Genomic DNA, 22,389 nt, shown 5'->3' with positions numbered 1-22,389 from the left:
TCATACGGCCTCCGCAACCTTCTTGCCGGCCAGCAGCGCATCGAAATAGACGATGGTTTTCTCCAGACCGGTTTCGAGCGGTACGCGCGGTTGCCATCTGAGCATTTCCTTGGCACGCGAAATATCGGGACGGCGCTGCTGCGGATCATCGATTGCAGCGGGCAGATGAACGATGCGCGAGCGGGAATTCGTCATGCGGATGACGATATCGGCCAGTTGCCGCACCGGAATTTCAGTCGGGTTGCCGAGATTGATCGGTCCGATGCAATCCTTCGGCTTGGCTGAAAAGCGCAGGAACCCGTCGATCAGATCATCGACGTAGCAGAAGGAGCGCGTCTGGCTGCCATCACCATAAATGGTGATGTCCGAACCCTTCAGCGCCTGGACGATGAAGTTGGAAACCACCCGCCCATCATCGGGGCGCATGCGCGGCCCATAGGTGTTGAAGATGCGCCCAACCTTGATATCGACGCCATAAAAGCGGTGATAATCGAAAAAAAGCGTTTCGGCGCTGCGCTTGCCCTCATCGTAGCAGGCTCGCGGCCCGATTGTATTTACGTTGCCGAAATAGCTTTCCGGCTGCGGATTGACAAGCGGGTCGCCATAGACTTCCGATGTCGAGGATTGCACCACGGTTGCACCGCATCTGCGAGCGACTTCGAGAACGTTGACCGCGCCGAGCACATTGGTAAGCAGGGTGCCGACTGGATCACGCTGGTAGTCCGGCGGCGAGGCCGGCGACGCGAAGTTGAAGATCAGCGAGACGTCGATGTCATAGGGCTTGCGGACATCATGCTCGACCATCAAAAACCGCTTGTTGGCTTGCAAATGCTCAACATTCACGGTCCGTCCAGTCGAAAGATCGTCGAGACAGATCACCTCATGACCGCAAGCCAACAGACGTTCGCAAAGATGGGAGCCAAGGAAACCAGCCCCGCCGTTGACCAGAACGCGCTGGCCTGGCCGCCACTCGGAATAGATTGTAGCGCCGTTGTCATGGTCGTTGGGAACGAAATTACGCATTACACACTCCTCCCAATGAGGAACCAGCCCGGCTGATTCGACTTGAACTAGATCAAACTCCAGATTGCAGGATATTTCGAATGTCACCTCCGGTTTTTATTTCTTCTGGAGGTTTTAATATTTGGATTCGGTATATTTCAACTTTTATGATAGGCGCGTCATAAAACAGGTCAACTTTATTTTATCGAAATATTACAATTGATTACCCCGAATTACTCGTATTAATCACTCGATTTAATACTTTTTAACTACGCCTCCATTATGCCTTTCTTATTGAGCATTAGCGCAAGCTTCGCTCAACCAGTCGGGACTATTCTGGTTTTGTAAGGCTCGGTCCACCGGGGCAAAACCACCCGGCGAGATGCGACAGCTAGTCGATTTCAGGGGACATACATCATGAATGAAATGCCTTATTCCCATAACAGCAAAGCGGCCCGCCGCTGTCGTTTTGCACTTGTTGCCGCCGCACTTGCGACGTTCACTTTCGCAACGGCCTCGTGCTCCGTCGTTGAAGATGCCGTTCTGATCAAGACCGCATCTGCTAATACGGCGACGATCAAGAGCCGGGTTGCTCCAGCCAAGGCGTCCTACGGCTATGACAAGACAGGCAACGCAGCCGTCACGCTTGTTGCCGATACTTACGACACACCGACGATATCGCCGCGGCATTCCTATTCCGGTTCTTCTCCCTATATCTGCTCACCGAGCGGATTTGGTCAGAAGTCCCGCTGTTTCCTGAGGCCCTGAGCCTCAGGCATAACCTCTGCTTGAAACTGGCGTCCTTGCGGCATCAGGCCGCCAGATGCTCAGTTTCTCCAGCCGGAGATAGCCGCGTCGTCGTCCTTGTGAAAGAAGCGCGACGCTGCCTCCGTTCGGTTGCGCACATTCATCTTCTTGTAGATGTTGCGAACGTGCACCTTCACGGTATTCTCGGACAGGTGAAGCCGGTCGGCAATGATCTTGTTTTGCGTTCCCTTGCAAAGCAGGTCGAGGATCTGCACTTCGCGCGTCGTCAGCGCCGCCATTTCACTCTTGCTGACGGCAAGAGCATCGGCGCGGTTGGCGATCACGGCGTTGCTTTGAACGCTTTTGCCGTTCACGGCCTGGGAATAGGGGGTGAGCTTGCCGAGAAGGGCAGCGGGAAAATGCTCCCCGCCCTTCATGAGGAGATCAACCGCCGCCATGAAAACGTCGAGCCGCAGATTAAGCGGCAGCACGCCATCGATGATACGCATCCCCACCAGTTGCTTCAGCGGCTCCTCAAACTTGTCGATGCTTTCGACGACAAGTGCGATCGGGGCGTCCGGATGCTTTTCGCGGACTGCCGAAAGAACGGTATGAAGCCGCTCGCCCGACATGCGGTACGGCAGGACCAGCCGGACATCGGCACCATAGTCATCGTCAATCGTTGCCGATGACATAACGCTCATCACAGCGAATGTAGGGAACTTTTTGCCCAGCGCCTCCACGAGGCACTCGGAAAACAGGTCCGGATCCGCGATGATCAATAAAGTTCCATTTATAGGCGCAACGGCTCCACTTTGTTTTGCCGCATAATCTGAAGTTCCCATGAACATCGACGTCTCCCCTAAAGCGCTACGCATTACGTTCTTTTTGGTTGTGTGCTCTGTCATTCGCCGGGACACCCCTAGAAACAAATGGGGCAACTCCCGCTTCACGCCATGTCAACTATCATTAATTACCCGTTAATTAAGGAGGCTAATACGAAAAGCTGTGCAAAGAAATGGCCCAAATGGGTTATTTCTTGCAATTGACGTACAAAATTGGTTACGCCCGTAATGAATCGTTCAACCCGGAACCATTGCAAAAACAAACACATCGGAAAAGCTTTCGCTGCGGTTTTGCAATCCGGGAAAATATAACTTTTGGTTGATATCCCTTTACATACCTGCCCGGCAAACGAGCTTCCGGAATGTGCCATTTCGGGATAGGGACCCTTTCCACCGCCATTGACAATATTTTTCGAAAAAGCAGCTTTTCCCGGCCTGAACGCAATTATTTGCGTCTGAACCGGTGGCAAATCTCCATGCAACCGCCCTCCAACATATATATTTGAGGTAAGGGTGCCGATATGTTTAGCCCGAATTGATAGCTAGGAAGCGCGATTTTTCTGCTGCACAGTCTGACCGTCGCTGCAAACAGTGACCGATGGAAAGACAACCCTGGCTTTGACGTGTGTTTGCAAACGCCGGTTCCTTTTCAAGACATAACGAAAGCAAAAAGACGAAGCCACCGCGCTCCCAACGGAGCGAGGAACGGATTTGTGCGCCTTAATACCGAGTAGCGCACAAGGGCTGAACGAGAAGAGCCCGGTTACGGGCCGATGCCAAGCCGCAGATGAGACGTACCGATTGCATCTGCAGAACATCAATCTTTGTGCAACGCGGAGCAAGCGCGAAAAAATCCCGTTTTAGATGAGAGGGATTTCGAAAGCTGCTCCGAGCTTTTTCGGAGGAAATCGACATGGGTTACAATTCACAGCCTGCGGGCGACGACATCACCAAGATTGGCGCGCTTTCGGAGGGTTTCGCCAACACCTCGACCAATGACGCAGAGGTGGACGACAGCAACGTCGGCACCGCAAACGGTGAAAACCGCAACAACGACAACAGCGACAACAGCACCAATGTGGATGTTGACGCCAAAATCGACGTTGCAGTGGGCAACGGCGACAATCGCGACAACGACTATGACTGGAGCTATGACAGCAAGTCTTACAGCGACAACGATACGACCGTAAAGACGAGCACCGAAACCAGCACCGAAATCAAGACCGATTACGACTGGAGCTATGAAAGCAAGTCTTACAGCGACAACGACACCAACGTGAAGACGGTCACGGACACGGACACCAAGACCTTCTCCTACTCCGACGACGACACGACAACAACAACAACGACGACTTCCGACAGCTTCAACTCCGCTGACAGTTTCTACAAGTCGGATGACGACTTCGGCAACATCGCCGGCGTCAAGGATGTCGGCAATCTAGGCATCGCTGGCGGAGACCTCACCTTTAACCTCGGTGACGACTTCTCCTTCACACTTGATGTCGACAATATCCTCAACAGCTCGCTCAACGGCGAAGGCAACGACACGGGCTTCAGCCTTGTGCAGGCCAACCACCTGGCGGATCAGGATCAGGCCTGGGATGTCAGAATGGACAATGGTGGTGCCCAGAACCACCTGAGCGCGAATGCCGGCGACGCCTTTGGCGCAGAAGGCATGGACGGCAAGGGATGGGACCTCAAGGCCGGCGACGACGCTGCGGGTACCAGCACTGCCGATGCATCGGCTATCCTTGCAAACTCCGGCTTCCATCTGGAACTGGTGCAGGGTGCCAACATGCTCTCCAATGCCGTTGATGTCTCGGTCACAGGCGGTAACTCGCATGTTTCTGATACAGGCGAGGACAGCGGCTCCTGACGAGTACCTCTCTATGAAAAAAGCTGCACCGGCATTCGCCGGTGCAGTTTGCGGTTGAAGGACCGGGTTTGCGTGAAGACGAAGCACCGCCTCTTGGACGTGTGCCGCCCGCCGCCCCAGGCTCTGCCGCGATGATCAGGGAGGAACCTGCAATGCAAATCGACAGAATTTCAGACATGATTGCGCATTTCATCGGCCTGTTCGACACGGTGATCGAGGAAGCGCGTCTAAGAAGCAACTATGCCGAAGGCACGGCACACGCGAACCAAGACCGGTTGTCGGATGATGACGCGGCAAGACTGCTCGACAAGAACTACGACTTGCAGCTTCAGGATTACGATCCCGGCGTTAAATATCGCGCCGGCTATTACGACCTCGACTATCTGCAACCGCATTTCGCCCGCATGGTCGAACACGACATGCAGCAGCTTGCAAATGCGATACCGGTCGATATGTCAGCCGCGCATTTCCGTTTTCCGGGCAGTGTCTCCTTTGAGCAAGAACGCGAACTGGTGGTGCACACCGGCCCCGGCTCGGTTATCGCCCATGTCACGCAGGTCAATATTCTTCAGGACGACGACTATCTGAACATGACGGACGGCCCCAATGTGGCGCGCGACACCAGTTTCGTGACCCAGCGCACCGTCGAGTTCCATAACGAAGCAGCCGTCTTCACGCCCTTTTCCGTTTTCCAGCGCACCGACAGCTACGACGCGTTGCAAGCGCTCGCCAAATCAGCACATGATTATATCGACCATGCGCGCGAAAATGACGTGACGTCCCTTGGAACCGGCGCGGAACAGGATTTCGTTCTCGCCGGCAATGACATCAACGGCCTCTACATCAATGGCTCCATGGCAAGTGAAAAGCCAACGCTCGACGACTTCATGCCGGATCGTGGCATTGCCAAGCCCGCTGAAGAGCCGGAAAAGAGCGATGTTTCGCTGCATGAGGATAGCCCCGCCGGAAACAGCCTCGATGTGGCTGCCGGCGCAAATGTCGTCGCCAACATAGCAACGCTGGTCAATACTGCCGTCATGGCCTCCGTCACCACCGTCATGGGCGATTATCACCAGATCGACGCAATCACCCAGGCCTATGTCTATAGCGACCGCGATGAGGTCGATTCCGTTTTCACGCAGTTCGAAGACCATGCCGCAACCGCCGCCTACAATATTGCGACCTTCTCACGCAGTGTCTATCCGGGCGCGGAAAGCGCCGACAGCAGCCACGATAGTGGTGAAACGCCAATATTTCCCACCGCCTGGCGTGTCAGCGTCCTCGAGGGAGACGTGTCCTTCGTCCACTGGATCGAGCAGTACCAGTTCATCAGCGACAACGACACACTGACGGTTACCTCTTCGGGTGCCAGCGTCAGCTTGCTGAGCGGTGGCAACGCTGCCCTCAACATCGCCAATTTCCTCGGCATCGGCATGCAGTACGATCTGGTCATCGTCGGTGGCAATGTGCTGGACATGAACCTCATCAGCCAGATCGCCGTGCTTTACGACAATGACTGGATCCGCGCCAACCCCGACGCGCCTGAGGGCGCCACCGTTCAGTCCGGCAACAACCTGTTGTGGAACGACGCCAGCATACACAATGTCGGCAGCAACGACCGTTTCGAAACCATGCCGGACTACATGGCGCAGACGGTGAAAGCGATTAACGAGCGTGATCCGAATATGCCGGACGCGCTTGCCCACGATGTCAATTTTGCGGGCTATCAGGGGATTAACGTCCTTTACATCACTGGCAATCTTTATGACGTCAGCATCATCAAACAGGTGAGCGTGCTGGGCGATTCCGACTATGTGACGCAGGCAGCAGCAAAGATTCTCGAAAACAACGAGAACGTCACGATCCATATCGATACCGGCAGCAACGCCGTCATCAATCTCGCGCAGATTATCGATTACGACAGCTTCGGTTCCACCACCTACGTCGCAGGCGGGCTTTATTCGGATGCTATCCTGATACAGGGCGGCATCATCGAAAACGATGCGTCGCAACCGGGTCACCAAGGCCAGCAGCTGGCAAACGAAGTGATCGCTTTTCTGCACGACGATCCCGCCACCATTCAGAATGAATCCGATGGCGTCATCAACGCCGGTCACGACATGTCGTGGTCGAGCGCGCATTCATCCGACGTCATGCAGGCGGTCACTGCATAGGTTTTGACAGGCGGGGAGAGACGCCAGCCGCCAAAGCCGCAAAAACCGCGAGATCACCGAGGGGATTAATAAAAAAATGGATCATATTTCAAGAAAAACCATTGCCGTCGGGCGCTCGCTGGACTTGCCGCTGGATCAGGATGCGGAAGACAGCAAGCTGACTGATGCCTGCATTTCGGCCATAAACGAGGCCGTCGAAAACCTGCGCCACCTGTCCGGCGCGGAACCGACGGCGAAAGCAGCCCCGCCCTCCGCTGAGATCACACTGCCCCGGCCCCTTCCGCAACCTTCCCCATACGCCGAAAAACCGCAAATGCGTGACGTTCCGCAGGAAAGGCCAGTGCCGCCGCAGCAAGACCGCCGCCCCGCCTCGCCGCCGGAGCCGGAAGCAAAGGTGGACAATACCGAGCTGAAAAGCGCACCCGACCTGCCCTTCGTCAAGACCATCGACAATAATGACGGGCCTATCCGTGAAAACGAGCGCCGTCCGGTGACGGGCGGCGGCGGCAACGGCAAGGAGCCGACAGAGAATGGCGGTGGTGGCGGCGGCGGCGGCGGAAGCCAGAGCGGCTTCCACAAGCGCAGTGAACCCGTCAATTTCGCCGCCAGCCTTGCCAAGGGCATCGCTGCGATGCGGCGCAACATGGTGATCGTGATGTTGTTCACCGTCGCCATCAACGTTCTGCTGCTTGCCATCCCGCTCTATCTGTTTCAAATCTCGGACCGGGTCCTGACAAGCCGGTCCATGGATACGCTCGTCATGCTCACGGTCGCCGTTCTCGGCGCGGTTCTACTGCAAGCCTTCCTGGACGCCATCCGGCGCTTCATCCTGATGCGCACCGCTGTCGAGCTTGAAGTGCAGCTTGGCGCGCCGATCCTGTCGGCAGCGGCCCGCGCCTCCCTGCATGGCAACGGCAAGGACTACCAGATCCTGCAGGACCTGCAGCAGCTGCGTTCCTTCATTACCTCCGGCACCCTCATCGCCTTTCTCGATGCGCCGTTGATGCCGCTCTTCATTGTCGTGGTCTATCTTGTTCATCCGCATCTCGGCATCATCATCATGGTCTGCTGCGCGGTGCTGTTCATCATAGCGTGGCTGAACCAGCGCTTCACCGCCAGACAGTTCGCCGAAGCCTCGGGTTATCTGAGCCGCGCCAATTTCCATCTCGATTCCATGTCGCGCAACTCGCAGATCATCAATGCCATGGCGATGATCCCAGAGGCCGTGAAGATGTGGGGTCGTGAAACAGCCGGATCGCTGAAGTCGCATGTGGCGGCGCAGGATCGTAACATCATGTTCTCAGGTGTTTCCAAAGCAGCCCGCATGATTACACAGGTCGCACTCCTGGGTTGGGGCGCGCATCTGTCTCTCGCAGGCGAACTGACCGGCGGCATGGTGATCGCAGCATCCATCATTTCCGGCCGCGCGCTGGCGCCCATCGAAGGAGCGATCGAGGGCTGGCATCAGTTCAACAAATCTGCAGCCTCCTATAGCCGTATCAAGCAGCTTCTCATCACCTCACCGCTCAATTTCCCGCGTCTGCGCCTGCCCAATCCGGAAGGGCGTCTGGATGTGGAACGTATCCTTTTCGTGCCGCCGCCGCAGAAGAAGGTGATCTTGAACGGCATTTCCTTTTCGCTGAAGAAAGGTGAATCCCTCGCCATCATCGGCAATTCCGGTTCCGGCAAGACGACGCTTGGCAAGATGCTGGTCGGCTCCATCCTTCCCACTTCCGGCAATGTCCGTCTTGACCTCATGGACCTGCGCAACTGGGACCAGCGGCAATTCGGTGAAAGCATCGGTTATTTGCCGCAGGACGTGCAGCTGTTCCCCGGCACCATCAAGGCCAATATCTGTCGCATGCGTGACGATGTCGAAGACCGGCAGATCTACGAGGCGGCTGTGCTCGCCGACGTGCACGAACTGATCGCCGGTTTCCCGCAGGGTTACGAAACCGTGGTTGCCGCCGATGGTGCACCGCTTTCGGGCGGCCAGAAGCAGCGCATCGCGCTTGCCCGCGCCTTCTTCGGTGATCCCAAATTCGTGGTTCTGGACGAACCAAACTCCAACCTCGATACGCAGGGCGAACAGGCGCTGGCAAAAGCCATTCTGCACGCCAAGAAACAGGGCATCACCACCGTCACCATCACCCAGCGACCCGCACTTCTTCAGTGCGTCGACAAGATAATGGTGCTGAAGGACGGATCGGTCGCCATGTTCGGCGAACGGATGGACGTACTGAAGGCTATTTCCGGCAATGGCCGGCAAAGTAGCCAGTCTCCGCAGATCGAGGGTTGAGGATCGTCATGTTCAAGAAAAAAACCGCCGTTGCCGTCGCAGAGGTAAAACCCCAGGGCCAGCTTGAGTGGTACAGCGAAGTGCCACGTTCCATTCGCCTCCACAGTTCAATCGGTCTTGCCGTGCTGCTCGCTTCCTTTGGCGGCTTCGGGTACTGGGCCGGCACTGCCCCGCTCTCCGCCGCCATCATTGCCCAGGGTAGCTTTGTAGCCACCGGCAACAACAAGGTCGTGCAGCATCTGGAAGGCGGCATCATCAAGGAAATGATGGTCAGCGAAGGCGACACCGTCAAGGAAGGCGACGTGCTTCTGACGCTCGACAAGACGACGGCGCTCGCCAACGAGCGCATGTTCCAGCTGAGACGCCTTCGCCTCGAAACCATCGTCACGCGCCTGCGCGCCGAGGCGCAGGGCCAAAAAAGCTTCAAGGTGCCTGACATCGTCATGAAGGAAGCCAGCGATCCTGATATCAAATCCATCATCCAGAGCCAGAACATCGTGTTCCACAGCAAGATCGTGAAGCTCGACGAGCAGCTGAATCTCATCGAAAAGAATATCAAGTCGCTGGAGTTTCGTTATACAGGCTATGAGGGGCAGAAGCAGTCCTTCGACCGTCAACTGGCACTTTTGACCCAGGAGCGTGATTCCAAGGAAAGGCTTGCCAAGGACGGTGTCATCCGCAAGACCGACATGCTGGCGCTGGAGCGCGCGATTGCCGATGCCATGGGCGATATCGCCCGTCTGACCGGCGAGATGAACCAGAGCGAGGCTGAAATCGCTAAGTTCAAGCAGGAAGCGGTCATTGCCATCAACGCCAACAAGCAGGCTGCTCTCGACGCACTCGAAACCGCCGAAGCCGATCTGGACAGCGTGCGCGAGCAGGTGCGCGGTGCCGCCGAAGTGCTGGAACGCACCGTCATCCGCTCCCCCGTCAACGGTACCGTGGTGCGCGCCTATTACCACACGGCAGGCGGCGTCATCACCACCGGCAAGCCGATCATGGAAATCCTGCCCGCCCACGTTCCCCTGATCCTTGAGGCGCAGGTTCTCAGAACGTCCATCGACCAGTTGCATGAGGGCCAGACGGCAGCGATCCGCCTTTCGGCGCTGAACCGCCGCACCACGCCGGTTCTGAACGGCAAGGTCTTTTACGTCTCCGCTGACAGCATTGAGGAGAATGCAGGCCTGCAGGTTAAGGACGTCTATATCGTGCGCGTGCAGGTTTCAGACGAGGAGATCGCGAAGGTCCATAATTTCCATCCCGTTCCCGGCATGCCGGCGGATGTCTTGATCCAGACTTCGGAGCGAACCTTCTTCGAATATCTTACCAAGCCTATCTCCGACAGCATGTCCCGAGCATTCAAGGAAAGATGAAGAAATACCGCTTTTCCAGCAAGGTTGGACGGCAGTTTTGCGTCTGGAAAATGCCGTACGCAGAATGGACCTACACTGTCAATCCCGTCCAGATCGGCATAGAATGCCAGTATATGTCTGGTGGGGCGGGAGAACAGCATGGCGGCAATGTCGGATATATTGCTGATGGTCGGCAGGCTGAATTACGTGTGGACCAACACCGAAAGCCTGATGATCTATCTGATCGTCCATCTCCTGAAAGTGGAGAAGGAAGCGGCCATCGTTGTGTTTCTGACGCTCAACACCACACGCGCGCGCATGGATCTCATCGAGCGTCTGGCAAAGCTTCCCTCAACGCCAGCGCCGGATCGCAAGACCATTCTCTCCATCATGGCGCGGCTCAAGAAAGAATCGAAGACGCGCAACAAATACAATCATTGCATCTACTCCTTCGACGAGAAGGGCGAAATCGCCAGCACCCAGCTCATGCGACTGGTGGAGGACGAAACCCAGGTCCGTTACGGCAAGGTAGAACGCATGGACGAGAAAGAAATCGAACACCTCGAGAAATCCATCGCCGACATCGTCTCCGTCAGCAAGGACATGTGGAGTTTCATCCACGCCAGCCCGCACGTCTCATCGGACTACCTCTAGGATCGGGCAGAGCGAACGCTCAGGCTCGCGTCTGTAACCGCACGCCAATCGCGGGATGAGTTTCGCTATTCTGCATGGCTTTCGCCGGAAGGCACAGTTTTCCGGCGGCGAAATACAGCAGGAACGAACCGATCTGGAATGGGAAGATGATATCGATCTCCACGAAGGAGCGGACGACGAACAGCGCGCAGATGGCAAAGAGAATGACGCCCTGCGGATCGCTCTGGCGCATCAGGACCGAGCGCAGATGGCCGAGCAGCGTTCCGTAAAGCACCATGCCGAGCAGAACCATGCCGACGATGCCATTCTCCACCACCGTCTCGATATAGGTGTTGTGAAAATGGAAGCCGCTGCGTCCGGTGATGAAGAAGTCGTTCCACAGGCGCTCGGCATCGGCAAAACCCACCACCCAGAACCCCTGGTAACCAACGCCGAGGATCGGTGTCTGCTTTGCCGCTTCGATGCCCTGCTGCCAGAGATAGGTGCGTCCTGTCAGTGTCGAATCCTTGCCGAAAAGGCCGAGAATGGCATCAAGCAAGCCGAACTGCAGGGACGCAACCACCAGCAATATGCCAAGACCGCCAAGTGCGAAAAAGGTCATCTTGCGGTTGGCCGGTGAAAGCATGCCAATCGGGATGAAACCGATGATGAGGGCGACCACCGCCGCCGTGGTAATGGTGGATGTGGCCGATTGCGAAGCAATTAGGCTATAGGCCGATAAGAGCCCGGTGACGCCCGCGACCGGCAGCCAGATACCCCTTTGCTTGAGGATCAGCACGGATGAGACGGCAAAAATGACGCCGAGCGAGGCGTAAAAGCCAAGCTGGTTCTTCGATGAGAAAGCCCCGACGAAACTGTAGGTTCCATCAAGCGCATCGAAAAGGTGGACACCGAACAGCAGCGAATAGAGCAGAATGACGGTGATACCGATCAACGCCCCACGCGTCAGCGTGCGGATGGAGACCACCCGCATGGCGATAAGTGCACAGACGATATGCGTCATATACTGGATCGATGCGCGCATGGTGACCGATGCTGCCTCCGACCAGAAGCTCGACAGCACGGTCAGGATGCCGAAGGCGAATATCCACAGATAGCGCGGATAGTTACCCAGCACGCGCCGGTAATTGACCACTACAAGGGGCAGCCACATGCCATAATAGGCCAGAACCGAGATTTGCCCGAAACGCGACGAATAGGCGAAAACGAAGAATGACAGCGCAATCGCCGCCATTCCGTAGACTTCATTGCGTTCGGGATCGATCAGTGCCGATTTGGCGATCCGCATGAAAACCTCACTGCATCAGGATTTCGGACGAGACCTTTATGACGTCGCCTGGCTGGAGCATGGCGTTTTCATCCACCTTCACTTCCTTCGGCTTGCCGTTTTCCTCACGCACCACGACGTAGCTGATTGTCGCGGATTTTCCCGACGGATCGAAACGGATCGCCTCAGCCGATTGCGCAAGCGCCTCCGACATCAATTCCCGGCTGGTACCCAGTTGCAGATTGAGCTTGTCGAGTTCCGCTTCCGTGTCCTGCAATTCCTTGGAGCGCTGTGCCACCCAGTCGTTGCGCAGGTTGATTTCATCCTGGGTCGCCTTGTTGATATCCTGCTTGGCCCGCAATGACTGCGTGTCGATATCGAGCAGTGCGGCTTCCACCTCTGCTGCCCGTTCTTCCGCGGAAATACGCCGTTGCGATAGCGCAAGGCCCTGCTCGTTCAGCCGGTTGACGCGGTCTCGGTCCTCATTGGCAAGCTCGAGCTGGCGGTTTTGCGTTTCCGATTTCTTCTTCAGCGATTCAACTTCGCTTTCCAGGAGCGCATGCAGATCCGTCAACGCCTTAAGCTGCAAAGTGTAACGCTCGGTGCGCGATTTCATCAGCGCGCTTTCGCTGGCGAGAAGCGCGTCGATCTCGGCAATCTTTTCCATCTCCGGCGTCTTGGCGATGACTGTGTCACCCTTGACCTCGGCGATCAACCGCGCCTGACGGGCAAGCAGCCTTGCGCGCTGGTTGTCGTAAACGGCTGCGTCGCCGCGGGCGTTGATGAAGTCGCGGGCAAAACGCTGCCCGGCATCGGAGCGCCGCAACCCACCGGCAAGGCTTACGGCCTTCAACACCGTGAGATTGGCAGCATAGGGATATTCCCCGGGCGTCTGTACATCTCCGCTGAGGAAGATCGGCCGGAACTGGGCGATTTCGACAGAAGCCGACGGCAGGTTGCGAAGGGCGAACTTGCTCTGAAGCTGGGCTCCAATCGCCTCACCGACTTCCGCGGACGTCTTCCCCGCCACATCCAGCTGGCCGATGAAGGGCAGCGACAGCGCGCCGGATGGGCCGACAGAATAATCGCCGTTGATGACATCCCAGTTGCGGATGCTGCCATCGGCCGGCTGCCATTCGGCAACGCGGATGCGCAGCTTGTCGGCGGTGCCGAGCTTGTATTGAGCGCCTTCCGCAGCCATTGCGGAAAGCGGCGCTCCGAATGCGACGGATGCGACAAGCAGAAGGGCGGAGAAAGTGCGTCCGGCGGTTCTTTTTACAAGCGGACGGCTGGCGACGGCAATAGGACCGTTCATCGGGAAACTCCCTGTTTGCGGATCGCCGCGCGGGCGATCAGGCGATAGAGCAGCCGGACGGTGCCGGCTGCACAGCGCCGCAAAAAGCGGCCATTATGATTTGCACCAATGACGCACCCAAAGACCGGACTTGGGATCCCGGTCAGGGTGCGTGGCAAAACAAAGATCGATAAAGCCAAACTCAATATCGGTTTTCAGTAGCTTCCGCGTGAAAGGCACACGGCGGGAATGGTCTTGACGATGATGAAGACGTCCTGTCGCATCGACCAGTTCTGCACATATTGCGTGTCGAAAGCCACGCGGGTCTTGTAGCTTACGTCATTGCGGCCGCTGATCTGCCAAAGGCCGGTCAGGCCCGGACGGGTGCTGAGGTAATAGGCGGCATCGCTTTCGTAGTAGCTCAGCTCCTCGTCGACAACGGGGCGCGGGCCAACGACGCTCATTTCGCCGCGGATGATGTTGAGAAGCTGCGGCAGCTCATCAAGGCTGAGCTTGCGCAGCACGGCACCAACTGCGGTTACGCGCGGATCATTCTTGAGTTTGCGGGTCGCACGCCATTCCTCGGCGGCTTCCGGATTGGCGGCAAGATATTGCCGCAACATTTCATCACCGTTCATCGCCATCGTCCTGAATTTCAGGCAATGGAAATAGCGGCCATTATGTCCCACACGCCGATGCCCATAAAAGATCGGGCCGGGATCGGACAATTTCACCAGTGCGGCGATCAACAGAAAAATCGGGCTGAAGATGAGCAGCGCAAGCACGGCCGATGTCATATCGAAGCTGCGTTTTGCGATGCCCCCGATAGGGAAACTGACATCGAAGTCTTCGGAACTGCTGAGTGTCTGTTCAGCCGATTGGGTCGCGGACTTCATAGAGAGAACTCCATTTATGTTTTGCGATTGGTCGGTGCCCGGAGGCGTGTCTTTCCGTCTAAAAGAGATAACAAGTCTGTGTTCTGAATTTGATGCTAATGGATTTTTTGTAAGGCACATTGCCCCTGACCGTCTATGCGATTTCTTGCGAGAGCGGCCGATCAACGTCAGGGCAATATTAACGGTTGCATAAAAAAGCAACAAATGTGCCGGCGGCCATGTGTTGAGAGCATGGGTGCCGCTCCCGCATGTATTGCGTTTTCGACAACAGATAGTCTTTTCTTATATGTTTCTTGTGACTTAATCAGGTGAGACAGGAACGCCAAGAACAGCCATGCGTCGGGAAGAATATTAAATTTTTTTGCAGCGCAGCAAGATTGTGGCAATGCATATAAAATTTGACATATTAGCCGGGATTTTTTTGCCGGCACGCCGACTTCGCCAAGAAAAAGCGATGGAAAAATTGCAAAAGCGGCGCAAAAGCGGCAAAATAATGGCAGGAACCCGTATCAAAGTTAGGTCGGATCGTAGAAAATCTCTCCGGCTGGACCATATTATCTCCGGCCACAACGGTCCCACCACCATTCCAGCGTGACTTTACGCGAAAAGCCATGGAATCAGAAGGTGGGTGGCGTGCAGGCACTGATGACCTCGCACGGCACTGGACCAACGCAGCGGAAGCGGTGCGGCCTGCGGCTTTCGAAATAATAGGCATCCCCCGGACCGAGCACCCGCCGCTCCTCGTCGACCGTCACCTCCAGACGCCCGGAGAGGATGATACCCCCCTCTTCTCCATCGTGGACCAGTGGCACCTTGCCGGTATCGGCACCCGGCTGGTAACATTCCTTCAGGATTTGCAGGCTGCGACCAAAAACATTTTCGCCCACCTGCCGGAAGGATATCGGCCCCTTGCCGATTTCGACCAGTTCATCCGCGCGGTAAAATGCCTTGCGGCTGGTCTCCGGCTCGTAGGCGAAAAATTCGGCAAGGCCGATCGGTATACCGTCGAGAATGCGCTTCAGCGCGCCGACGGACGGGTTGGAGGTGTTGGATTCGATCAGGGAAATCGTCGAATTGGTAACGCCGGCGCGTCTTGCCAGTTCACGCTGGGAAATATTGTGACGCAGCCGCAAATGGCGCAAACGCCCGCCTATATCCACCGACATGCGTGATCCCCCGTTGCCGTTGTTCGAAATATCGAAAACTACCTTTCCCGCCTATAACATTTTCAATGGCTTGGCCACAGCGAGAAAAGGGCTTGTTCAGCCCGGAAAATAGCTTTCAATCACCGGCACCGAACAGGAGAACCGTTATGGACAACCCCAACCGATCCAACTCCACCTCACTCGACAGCTACTGGATGCCATTTACCGCCAACCGGCAGTTCAAGGCCAATCCCCGCCTGCTGACGAGCGCGGAGGGCATGTATTACACCAGCAATGACGGTCGTCAGGTTCTCGACGGCACAGCTGGCCTGTGGTGCGTCAATGTCGGCCATGGCCGACACCAGATTGCATCCGCCGTCAAACACCAGCTTTCGACCATGGATTATGCGCCCTCGTTTCAGATGGGCCATCCCGTCGCCTTCGAATTCGCCGAGCGGCTGGCGGAAATCGCGCCCGGCCCGGAAGGCGCGAAGCTCGACCGCGTTTTCTACACCGGCTCGGGTTCTGAATCAGTCGATACGGCGCTGAAGATTGCCATCGCCTATCAGCGCGCCATCGGTCAGGGCACCCGCAGCCGCCTGATCGGCCGTGAGCGCGGTTATCACGGCGTCGGTTTCGGCGGCATCTCCGTTGGTGGCCTTGTCAACAACCGCCGTGTTTTCCCGCAAATCTCGGCCGACCACCTGCGTCACACCCACGATCTGGCGAAAAACAGCTTCGTAAAGGGCCAGCCCGAGCATGGTGCTGAACTGGCAGACGATCTGGAACGGCTGGTTGCCCTGCATGGGGCCGAAACCATCGCGGCCTGTATCGTTGAACCGGTAGCCGGCTCCACCGGCGTGCTGGTGCCGCCGAAGGGTTATCTGGAGCGCCTGCGGGCCATCTGCGACAAGCACGGCATTCTGTTGATCTTCGATGAGGTCATCACCGGTTTCGGCCGTATGGGCTCGTCCTTTGCCAGCAACTACTTCGGCGTGACGCCTGACATCGTCACCACCGCCAAGGGGCTGACCAACGGCGCAATCCCGATGGGTGCGGTTTTCACCAGCCGCAAGGTGCACGATGCGTTGATGCATGGACCGGACAACCAAATCGAGCTGTTCCACGGCTATACCTATTCCGGACATCCGGTTGCCTGCGCCGCCGGCATCGCCACGCTCGACATCTACCGCGACGAAGGGCTCTTTACCCGTGCGGCAGAAATGCAGGATGTCTGGCACGACGCGATCCATTCGCTGAAGGGCCTGCCCAATGTCATCGACATCCGCACCATCGGCTTCATCGCCGGCATCGAGCTGCAATCGCGTGATGGAGCTATCGGCGCGCGCGCCTATGACGTTTTCGTGGATTGCTTCGAGCGCGGTCTGCTCATTCGCGTCACCGGCGATATCATCGCCCTTTCGCCGCCGCTTATCGCCGAAAAATCCCATTTCGACGATATCGTATCGATCTTGGGCGACGCGCTGAAAAGAGCGGATTAAAAGTATAAATCGCTAATAAATAAAAGGCTGCAATTTCTATTGCAGCCTTTTTGCATTTATCAAGGCCGCAACAAAAATAGATCATTTCTTAAGCATATTCTATTAAATTCCCGCAGTATAACCAACCGAGCGGGAATGGCCTCATGGCGTCGATTCAGAAAAAGATTATATTGGCAAGCATTGCAATATTTTCCATCACCGGAAGCGCGGCGGGGGTCGGTATCTGGGCGACGAATACGCTCAATCGCAATAGTACGGATGTATCGCGGTCCGCGGAGATACTTCACAATCATATGCGTGCCGACATGATGCACGATGCGCTGCGCTCAGACGTGCTGGCAGCCATTCTTTCCACGAATGATACGATGGGCCTGTCGTTCGACGCGGTAAAGGCCGACCTTGCCGAACATGAAGCCACTTTCCTTGAAGCAATGAAGCTAAACAAGGCGCTTACCGAAGGCACGAACGCCAAGGCCGTCATCGATAGCGTTGAAAAGCCGCTTCAGTCCTATCTTGAAAGCGCCAAGACGGTGGTTGGCCTCGTCAACTCCGATCCGGGCGCAGCGACAAAAATGATTCCGGACTTCATGCGCCAGTTCACCACTCTCGAAACCGCGATGGAAACGGCGAGCGAACAGATCGACGCGCTTTCCGAAGCAACTGTCGCGGAAAGCCAGGAGACGAAAGCGGTAATCGAGCTCGTATTAAAAGGGCTGCTGGTTCTGGCGACACTCTTCTGCGTAGGCCTCTTTATCCTCACCCGCAAAACGGTAACGGGTCCAATCCTGCGCCTGTCGAAGACGATGGAAATCCTTGCCAGCGGCGACACGTCACAGCCACCTTCAGGCATCGACCGGAAGGACGAGATCGGCTCCATGTCCGGCGCGGTCGAAATATTCCGGCAGGCGGCGATTGCCAATCGGGCGCTCGAAGAACAGGCCGCAGCAGCCAGACTGCAGGCAGAAGCCGATCAGGCGGCCGCGCGGCAGCAAGCGGAGGACGATGCGTCTGAGCGGCTGCGCATCGCCACTTCCGGTCTTGCGACAGGACTGAAGCGGCTGGCATCGGGCGATCTGGCGTTTCAGCTCGATCAGGCCTTTGCCCCTCAATTCGAGGCCTTGCGTCACGATTTCAACAGCTCAGTGCGTCAACTCGGCGAAACGCTGTTCGCCATTTCCGATGGCATCAGCACGATTGACGGCAGCAGCCGGGAAATCGCCGCAGGTGCCGGCGATCTTTCCCGCCGCACGGAAAATCAGGCAGCGTCCCTGGAACAGACCGCAGCAGCGCTCGATGAAATCACGGTCAATGTTTCAAACGCCAACAAGCGTGCCGCCGAAGCGCGGCTCGCCGCCACCGATGCCAACCACAGCGCCTTGAAATCTGTGGAGGTTGTCAGCCATGCGGAAGAGGCGATGCGCCGTATCGAAACCTCGTCCCGGCAGATCACCGGCATCGTCGGCGCCATAGACGAGATCGCCTTCCAGACAAATCTTCTGGCGTTGAATGCAGGCGTGGAAGCAGCGCGCGCCGGTGAAGCCGGCAAGGGATTTGCCGTAGTCGCGCAGGAAGTGCGCGATCTCGCCCAGCGCGCAGCAAAGGCCGCAAGCGAAATCCGCGATCATATCCGGCAATCCTCGGCGGAAGTGGAAAGCGGCGTGAAACTGGTTCTCGACACCGGCACGGCGCTGAAGGATATCGGCGAGCGTATCGCCGGCATCGATCGCCATATGAACGCCATCGCCACATCGGCGACCGAACAATCGACCGGTCTTGCCGAAATCAACGCGGCGGTAAACTCCATGGATCACGCCACCCAGCAAAATGCGGCCATGGTGGAGCAGTCCACTGCGGCTTCTGCAATGCTCGCCGCCGAAACGGCAAAGCTGCGCTCGCTTGTATCGCGGTTCCGTCTGGAGATGGAGAGTGCCGGTAGCCGCGACGTTACCCGTCGCGTGGCCTGAGGTCGCTGCCGTAAATCGAGCCGGCAGCAGCAGTTATCGAAGCGCTGTGATTGCGCCTTCATTCACCAGCCATTTCCAGCCGCCTTATCAGGCGGCTGGAAATTTTGTCTATCAATAGGTCTGCATTGGCTGCGACAGGCCGTCGCCGACCACGCCGCCGCCATACTGCGCCACGGGCACGCCCGCCTGCCCGATAGGAACACCCTGCTGTGCCGGCCCGAGCGCCGTGACCACAATCGGCGTACCATCGGGCACACGGTTATAGAGGTCGACAATATCCTGGTTCAGCAGACGCACGCAGCCGGAGGAAACCGACTTGCCGATCGTCCACCATTCCGGCGAGCCGTGCAGACGGTAGATCGTGTCCTTGCCGTCCTTGAAGATATAAAGTGCACGCGCACCGAGCGGGTTCTTGAGGCCCGGCTCCATGCCGCCGTTGCGGCCGCTATAGGGTTCCAGCTCAGGCTGGCGGGCAATCATCTCGTCGGGAGGGGTCCAGCGCGGCCATTGACGCTTGTACTGGATGACGCCGCGTCCGGCCCATTCGAAGCCCGCGCGGCCGAGACCGACGCCGTAACGCATGGCCTGGTTGTTCTCGTAGGTGAGATAAAGGAAATGGTTGGCGGTATCGACCACGATGATGCCGGGACGCTCACCGGTGGGGTTTTCCACCATTTGCCGCAGGAACTGGCGCGGGATGCGCTTGTAGGGAATTTCCGGCAACGGAAACTGCTCGTCGGGCTTCGGACCGTACATCAGGGCATACATCGGGTCGTCGGCGGGGGCGGTTGGCCGTGTAGCCTCACGCGCGGTGGTGTTGCAGCCCGCAAGGCCAGCAAGCGCCAATCCGCCCGCTCCAAGCAGGAAACCTCGCCGGGTCGTTGTCGTGTCGTTCAATTGAAAAACCTCATTTGCGTCATCTTACGCTGGCAAAGGGATCTGCCAGCGCCGCCTCGGGGCGGCTTATAGGGTACTTCGTGCCGGAGACCTGCGATGCCATGGCCTTTGCGCCACTGGATTTCAGGATGGCACGGAAGCTCGGGTGCATGCCGCCGTCTACATACGCGCTGACCGGGGCAGAAGTTCCCTCGTTCATCGCGGCGGCAAATTTCTGTTGCTCTTCGGCCAGTTTCGACGCCACCAGCGGATCCGGCTGGTTTATCGCAGGTGGGCAGACCGCCAGCGGATCGGCAGGCTCACCGCCGGCAAATTCGCTGTTAAAAACGTATCGCCGGCCGCAAACGGAAACCTTTGGCTGGCGGCGCGTCACCTCGAAATAGTCATAGCCTTCCTTGAGCGTCTTCCAGAAGGGCATATTGGGATCGTCCCGATTCGCTACCATGTTCCGCGCGCTCATGCGGAAGGGATAGGCCTGAACCTGAAAGCGGTCCTGCCCGCCCTGCAAAGCGCGCGCCACCACCGCATAAATCTCGCCGACCTGTTGATCGGTCATCGCGTAACAGCCTGACGAAGAACAGGCGCCATGCACCATCAACGCTTCGCCGGTGTAACCAAGCGCCGATTCCAGCCGGTTGGGATAGCCAAGATTGAAGGAGACGTAATATTGCGAATTGGGGTTCAGCATGCCTGCAGAGACATGATAAAATCCTTCCGGCGCCTGCCGGTCGCCCGTCTTCATCTTCGGGCCAAGTTTTCCGGACCAGCGGCACATGGGATAGGTCTTGAGCAGCGCATAGTTACCGGTCTTGTCGATCTTCCAGACCTCAAGCTCGCTTTCCTGCTTGAAAATGCGAACGAGAACCGGGCTTTCCGGGCGCATGCTCTTGGCAGACATCTGCGCCATCATCTTGGATGACAGCTTCGGCGGGTCCTTTTTGACGCTGTCGAGACCCATGGAGGTGCACGCGGCGAGACCGCCGCCGATCGCGACGACCGCAGCTATTCTCATTCCCGCTTTTACCTTGCGCAGCAGCCTCGCACTTGCGAAGTTCAGCAATGCATTCATACCCATGGATCGTTCTGCCCGCCCGATTTGCCCGCCTTTGCGGCAGAGGCTTAACTAGCGAAGGTGGCCATATGGCGGCAACCTCCCGCAAGGACAAAGTCTCGTGAACAGACGTTACCCATTCGTTAATCATACGCACACAAGCCTGTGATGGAACTGCCGCTACCGAAGAAGCCCCTGCCCGCCATCGATCCATACCGGCGTTCCGGTGATATGGCGCGACTGGTCGGATGCCAGAAAACCGATCAACGCAGCAACATCCTCGCTCGTCCCTGCAACCCCGCCGGTGACAGGAATGTCACCCGCCGGAAAACGGACTGGCACTTCGGTCCTGTCGCGCCCGCGTATGTCGGTATTTTCGTCAATCGCCGTTTCAATTTCGCCCGGACACACCGCGTTGACACGGATGCGATGACGCCCGAGCTCCAGCGCCAGTTGCTGGGCCATGGCAAGCTGCCCGGCCTTCGTCACCGAATAGGCAGTAGCGCCCGGCGAGTTGAAAGTGCGTGTGCCGTTGATGGAAGAGACGATAACGATGGAGCCGCCACCCGCCGCCTTCAGATGCGGCACACTGGCATGGATAGTGAGATAGGTGCCTCGCAGGTTGATGCGGATCGTATCGTCCCACTCCGAAGGCGTCAGCTCGTCAATCGGCGCCCAGACGCCGTTGACGCCCGCATTGGCCACCACGACATCCAGACGGCCGAAAGCATCCGCAAGCTCTGCAACTGAGTGTCGCATCGCTGCCTCTTCCGCCACATCGGCGACGAGGACCTTAGAAGCGCCGGCTAAGGCGGATATCTCATTTTCCACCGCCTGCAGTTCAGATTCGGTACGGCCGAGAAGGCCTACGGAAAAGCCTTCCGCAGCCAGATGAAGGGCAGCAGCCCGGCCGATGCCGGAGCCAGCGCCGGTGACGAGGGCGACTTTACCATTGGCCAATGTCACAGCCCTCCTTTTCTCGACGCGATCGAGGTGACCGTTGCCGAGACGGGGTCGCTCGCCGGAAAACTGTCTTCCAGCCCCTCTTCCAGTTCCTCTTCAAGAATGTCACGATCCTTCGATGTGCGGGCGCTCGCCTGACCGTGCGGGGCTTCATCCTGCGCGGTGCCGAGAGCGGAAAACTGCGACGGCGCATCGGCACCTTGACGCGTTCCGAATGCCGTCAGCTGAACCATCACCGCGCTCGCGCGTTTGATGGCCTCCGCATCGTCGACGCCATCAAGACCGTCGGCAAGGCGGACCGAGACCTGATCGCCGTCGCTGCCGACAAATTCCACGGAAATCACTCCGTTATCCCGTTTTACATAGGTCGTAGAAAGTTGCATGACATGCCCTCCGATTTGAAAAAGCATCGGCGTAATCCGATGCGACAACACACTGAAACCTGAATTCACAACGATGGC

General features: G+C 57.4%; 19 protein-coding genes. 8 read left to right on the top strand and 11 right to left on the bottom strand.

The annotated features are described in order from the left end of the window. Window positions 1-1,023, bottom strand: coding sequence for a UDP-glucuronic acid decarboxylase family protein (locus CRO62_RS10755; RefSeq protein WP_097100139.1), 1,023 nt, complete (start codon window positions 1,021-1,023; stop codon window positions 1-3). Window positions 1,024-1,419: 396 nt separating this feature from the next. Between CRO62_RS10755 and CRO62_RS10750 the strand changes: the two genes are divergently transcribed. Beyond that, window positions 1,420-1,770, top strand: a complete 351-nt coding sequence (locus CRO62_RS10750) for a hypothetical protein (protein ID WP_013761572.1) — start codon at window positions 1,420-1,422, stop codon at window positions 1,768-1,770. Between the two features lie 59 nt (window positions 1,771-1,829). Here CRO62_RS10750 and CRO62_RS10745 read toward each other — a convergent pair whose 3' ends face one another. After that, window positions 1,830-2,600 (bottom strand): helix-turn-helix domain-containing protein, encoded by a 771-nt coding sequence (locus tag CRO62_RS10745; protein WP_097100138.1) that lies wholly within the window; start codon window positions 2,598-2,600, stop codon window positions 1,830-1,832. A 122-nt stretch (window positions 2,601-2,722) separates the two neighbouring features. Beyond that, on the bottom strand, window positions 2,723-3,076 hold the full coding sequence (locus tag CRO62_RS27040) for a hypothetical protein (protein ID WP_143539385.1): 354 nt from the start codon (window positions 3,074-3,076) through the stop codon (window positions 2,723-2,725). A gap of 431 nt (window positions 3,077-3,507) precedes the next feature. Between CRO62_RS27040 and CRO62_RS10740 the strand changes: the two genes are divergently transcribed. From CRO62_RS10740 to CRO62_RS10720, 5 genes are all read left to right on the top strand, one after another. Then, window positions 3,508-4,470: a fibrinogen-binding protein gene (locus CRO62_RS10740; protein ID WP_097100137.1), complete on the top strand. Its 963-nt coding sequence runs from the start codon at window positions 3,508-3,510 to the stop codon at window positions 4,468-4,470. Window positions 4,471-4,622: 152 nt separating this feature from the next. Beyond that, window positions 4,623-6,644 carry a hypothetical protein gene (locus CRO62_RS10735; protein ID WP_097100136.1) on the top strand — a complete coding sequence of 674 codons (2,022 nt, stop codon included), beginning with the start codon at window positions 4,623-4,625 and terminating at the stop codon, window positions 6,642-6,644. A gap of 76 nt (window positions 6,645-6,720) precedes the next feature. After that, a complete protein-coding gene (locus CRO62_RS10730; protein ID WP_097100135.1) occupies window positions 6,721-8,943 on the top strand; it encodes a type I secretion system permease/ATPase in 2,223 nt (740 codons plus the stop codon). Between the two features lie 8 nt (window positions 8,944-8,951). Beyond that, window positions 8,952-10,316 (top strand): HlyD family type I secretion periplasmic adaptor subunit, encoded by a 1,365-nt coding sequence (locus CRO62_RS10725; RefSeq protein ID WP_038494081.1) that lies wholly within the window; start codon window positions 8,952-8,954, stop codon window positions 10,314-10,316. Window positions 10,317-10,454: 138 nt separating this feature from the next. Beyond that, the gene (locus CRO62_RS10720) at window positions 10,455-10,949 is read left to right on the top strand and encodes a hypothetical protein (protein WP_013761578.1); all 495 of its coding nucleotides are present in this window, start codon (window positions 10,455-10,457) and stop codon (window positions 10,947-10,949) included. 19 nt (window positions 10,950-10,968) lie between these two features. Here CRO62_RS10720 and CRO62_RS10715 read toward each other — a convergent pair whose 3' ends face one another. The 4 genes from CRO62_RS10715 to CRO62_RS10700 all read right to left on the bottom strand — a co-directional run bounded on the left by CRO62_RS10715 (window position 10,969) and on the right by CRO62_RS10700 (window position 15,572). Next, a complete protein-coding gene (locus CRO62_RS10715; protein WP_097100134.1) occupies window positions 10,969-12,237 on the bottom strand; it encodes an O-antigen ligase family protein in 1,269 nt (422 codons plus the stop codon). A gap of 7 nt (window positions 12,238-12,244) precedes the next feature. Continuing rightward, complete coding sequence (locus CRO62_RS10710) at window positions 12,245-13,531, bottom strand: polysaccharide biosynthesis/export family protein (protein ID WP_179784497.1); 1,287 nt, start codon at window positions 13,529-13,531, stop codon at window positions 12,245-12,247. Window positions 13,532-13,725: 194 nt separating this feature from the next. Beyond that, window positions 13,726-14,406 carry a sugar transferase gene (locus CRO62_RS10705; RefSeq protein ID WP_097100133.1) on the bottom strand — a complete coding sequence of 227 codons (681 nt, stop codon included), beginning with the start codon at window positions 14,404-14,406 and terminating at the stop codon, window positions 13,726-13,728. A 617-nt stretch (window positions 14,407-15,023) separates the two neighbouring features. Beyond that, on the bottom strand, window positions 15,024-15,572 hold the full coding sequence (locus CRO62_RS10700) for a cupin domain-containing protein (protein WP_003510910.1): 549 nt from the start codon (window positions 15,570-15,572) through the stop codon (window positions 15,024-15,026). Window positions 15,573-15,718: 146 nt separating this feature from the next. On the opposite strand from CRO62_RS10700, the gene CRO62_RS10695 reads away from it, so the two are divergent. Next, on the top strand, window positions 15,719-17,053 hold the full coding sequence (locus CRO62_RS10695; protein WP_097100132.1) for an aspartate aminotransferase family protein: 1,335 nt from the start codon (window positions 15,719-15,721) through the stop codon (window positions 17,051-17,053). Window positions 17,054-17,196: 143 nt separating this feature from the next. Further along, window positions 17,197-19,017, top strand: coding sequence for a methyl-accepting chemotaxis protein (locus tag CRO62_RS10690; protein WP_097100131.1), 1,821 nt, complete (start codon window positions 17,197-17,199; stop codon window positions 19,015-19,017). Window positions 19,018-19,128: 111 nt separating this feature from the next. Here CRO62_RS10690 and CRO62_RS10685 read toward each other — a convergent pair whose 3' ends face one another. The 4 genes from CRO62_RS10685 to CRO62_RS27195 all read right to left on the bottom strand — a co-directional run bounded on the left by CRO62_RS10685 (window position 19,129) and on the right by CRO62_RS27195 (window position 22,311). Further along, entirely contained in the window at window positions 19,129-19,914 is a 786-nt protein-coding gene (locus tag CRO62_RS10685; protein ID WP_035251547.1) for a L,D-transpeptidase, read from the bottom strand. A gap of 19 nt (window positions 19,915-19,933) precedes the next feature. After that, window positions 19,934-20,989, bottom strand: a complete 1,056-nt coding sequence (locus CRO62_RS10680) for a L,D-transpeptidase family protein (RefSeq protein ID WP_179784496.1) — start codon at window positions 20,987-20,989, stop codon at window positions 19,934-19,936. A 156-nt stretch (window positions 20,990-21,145) separates the two neighbouring features. Beyond that, window positions 21,146-21,931 carry an SDR family oxidoreductase gene (locus CRO62_RS10675; RefSeq protein ID WP_097100130.1) on the bottom strand — a complete coding sequence of 262 codons (786 nt, stop codon included), beginning with the start codon at window positions 21,929-21,931 and terminating at the stop codon, window positions 21,146-21,148. Further along, a complete protein-coding gene (locus CRO62_RS27195) occupies window positions 21,928-22,311 on the bottom strand; it encodes a hypothetical protein (RefSeq protein WP_179784495.1) in 384 nt (127 codons plus the stop codon). Before CRO62_RS27195 ends, CRO62_RS10675 begins: the two co-directional genes overlap by 4 nt. Window positions 22,312-22,389: the final 78 nt, after the last annotated feature.

Source organism: Rhizobium sp. AN6A (genome assembly GCF_900215635.1).
GTDB lineage: Bacteria > Pseudomonadota > Alphaproteobacteria > Rhizobiales > Rhizobiaceae > Agrobacterium > Agrobacterium tumefaciens.
This window is presented reverse-complemented; position numbering and strand designations above follow the sequence as displayed.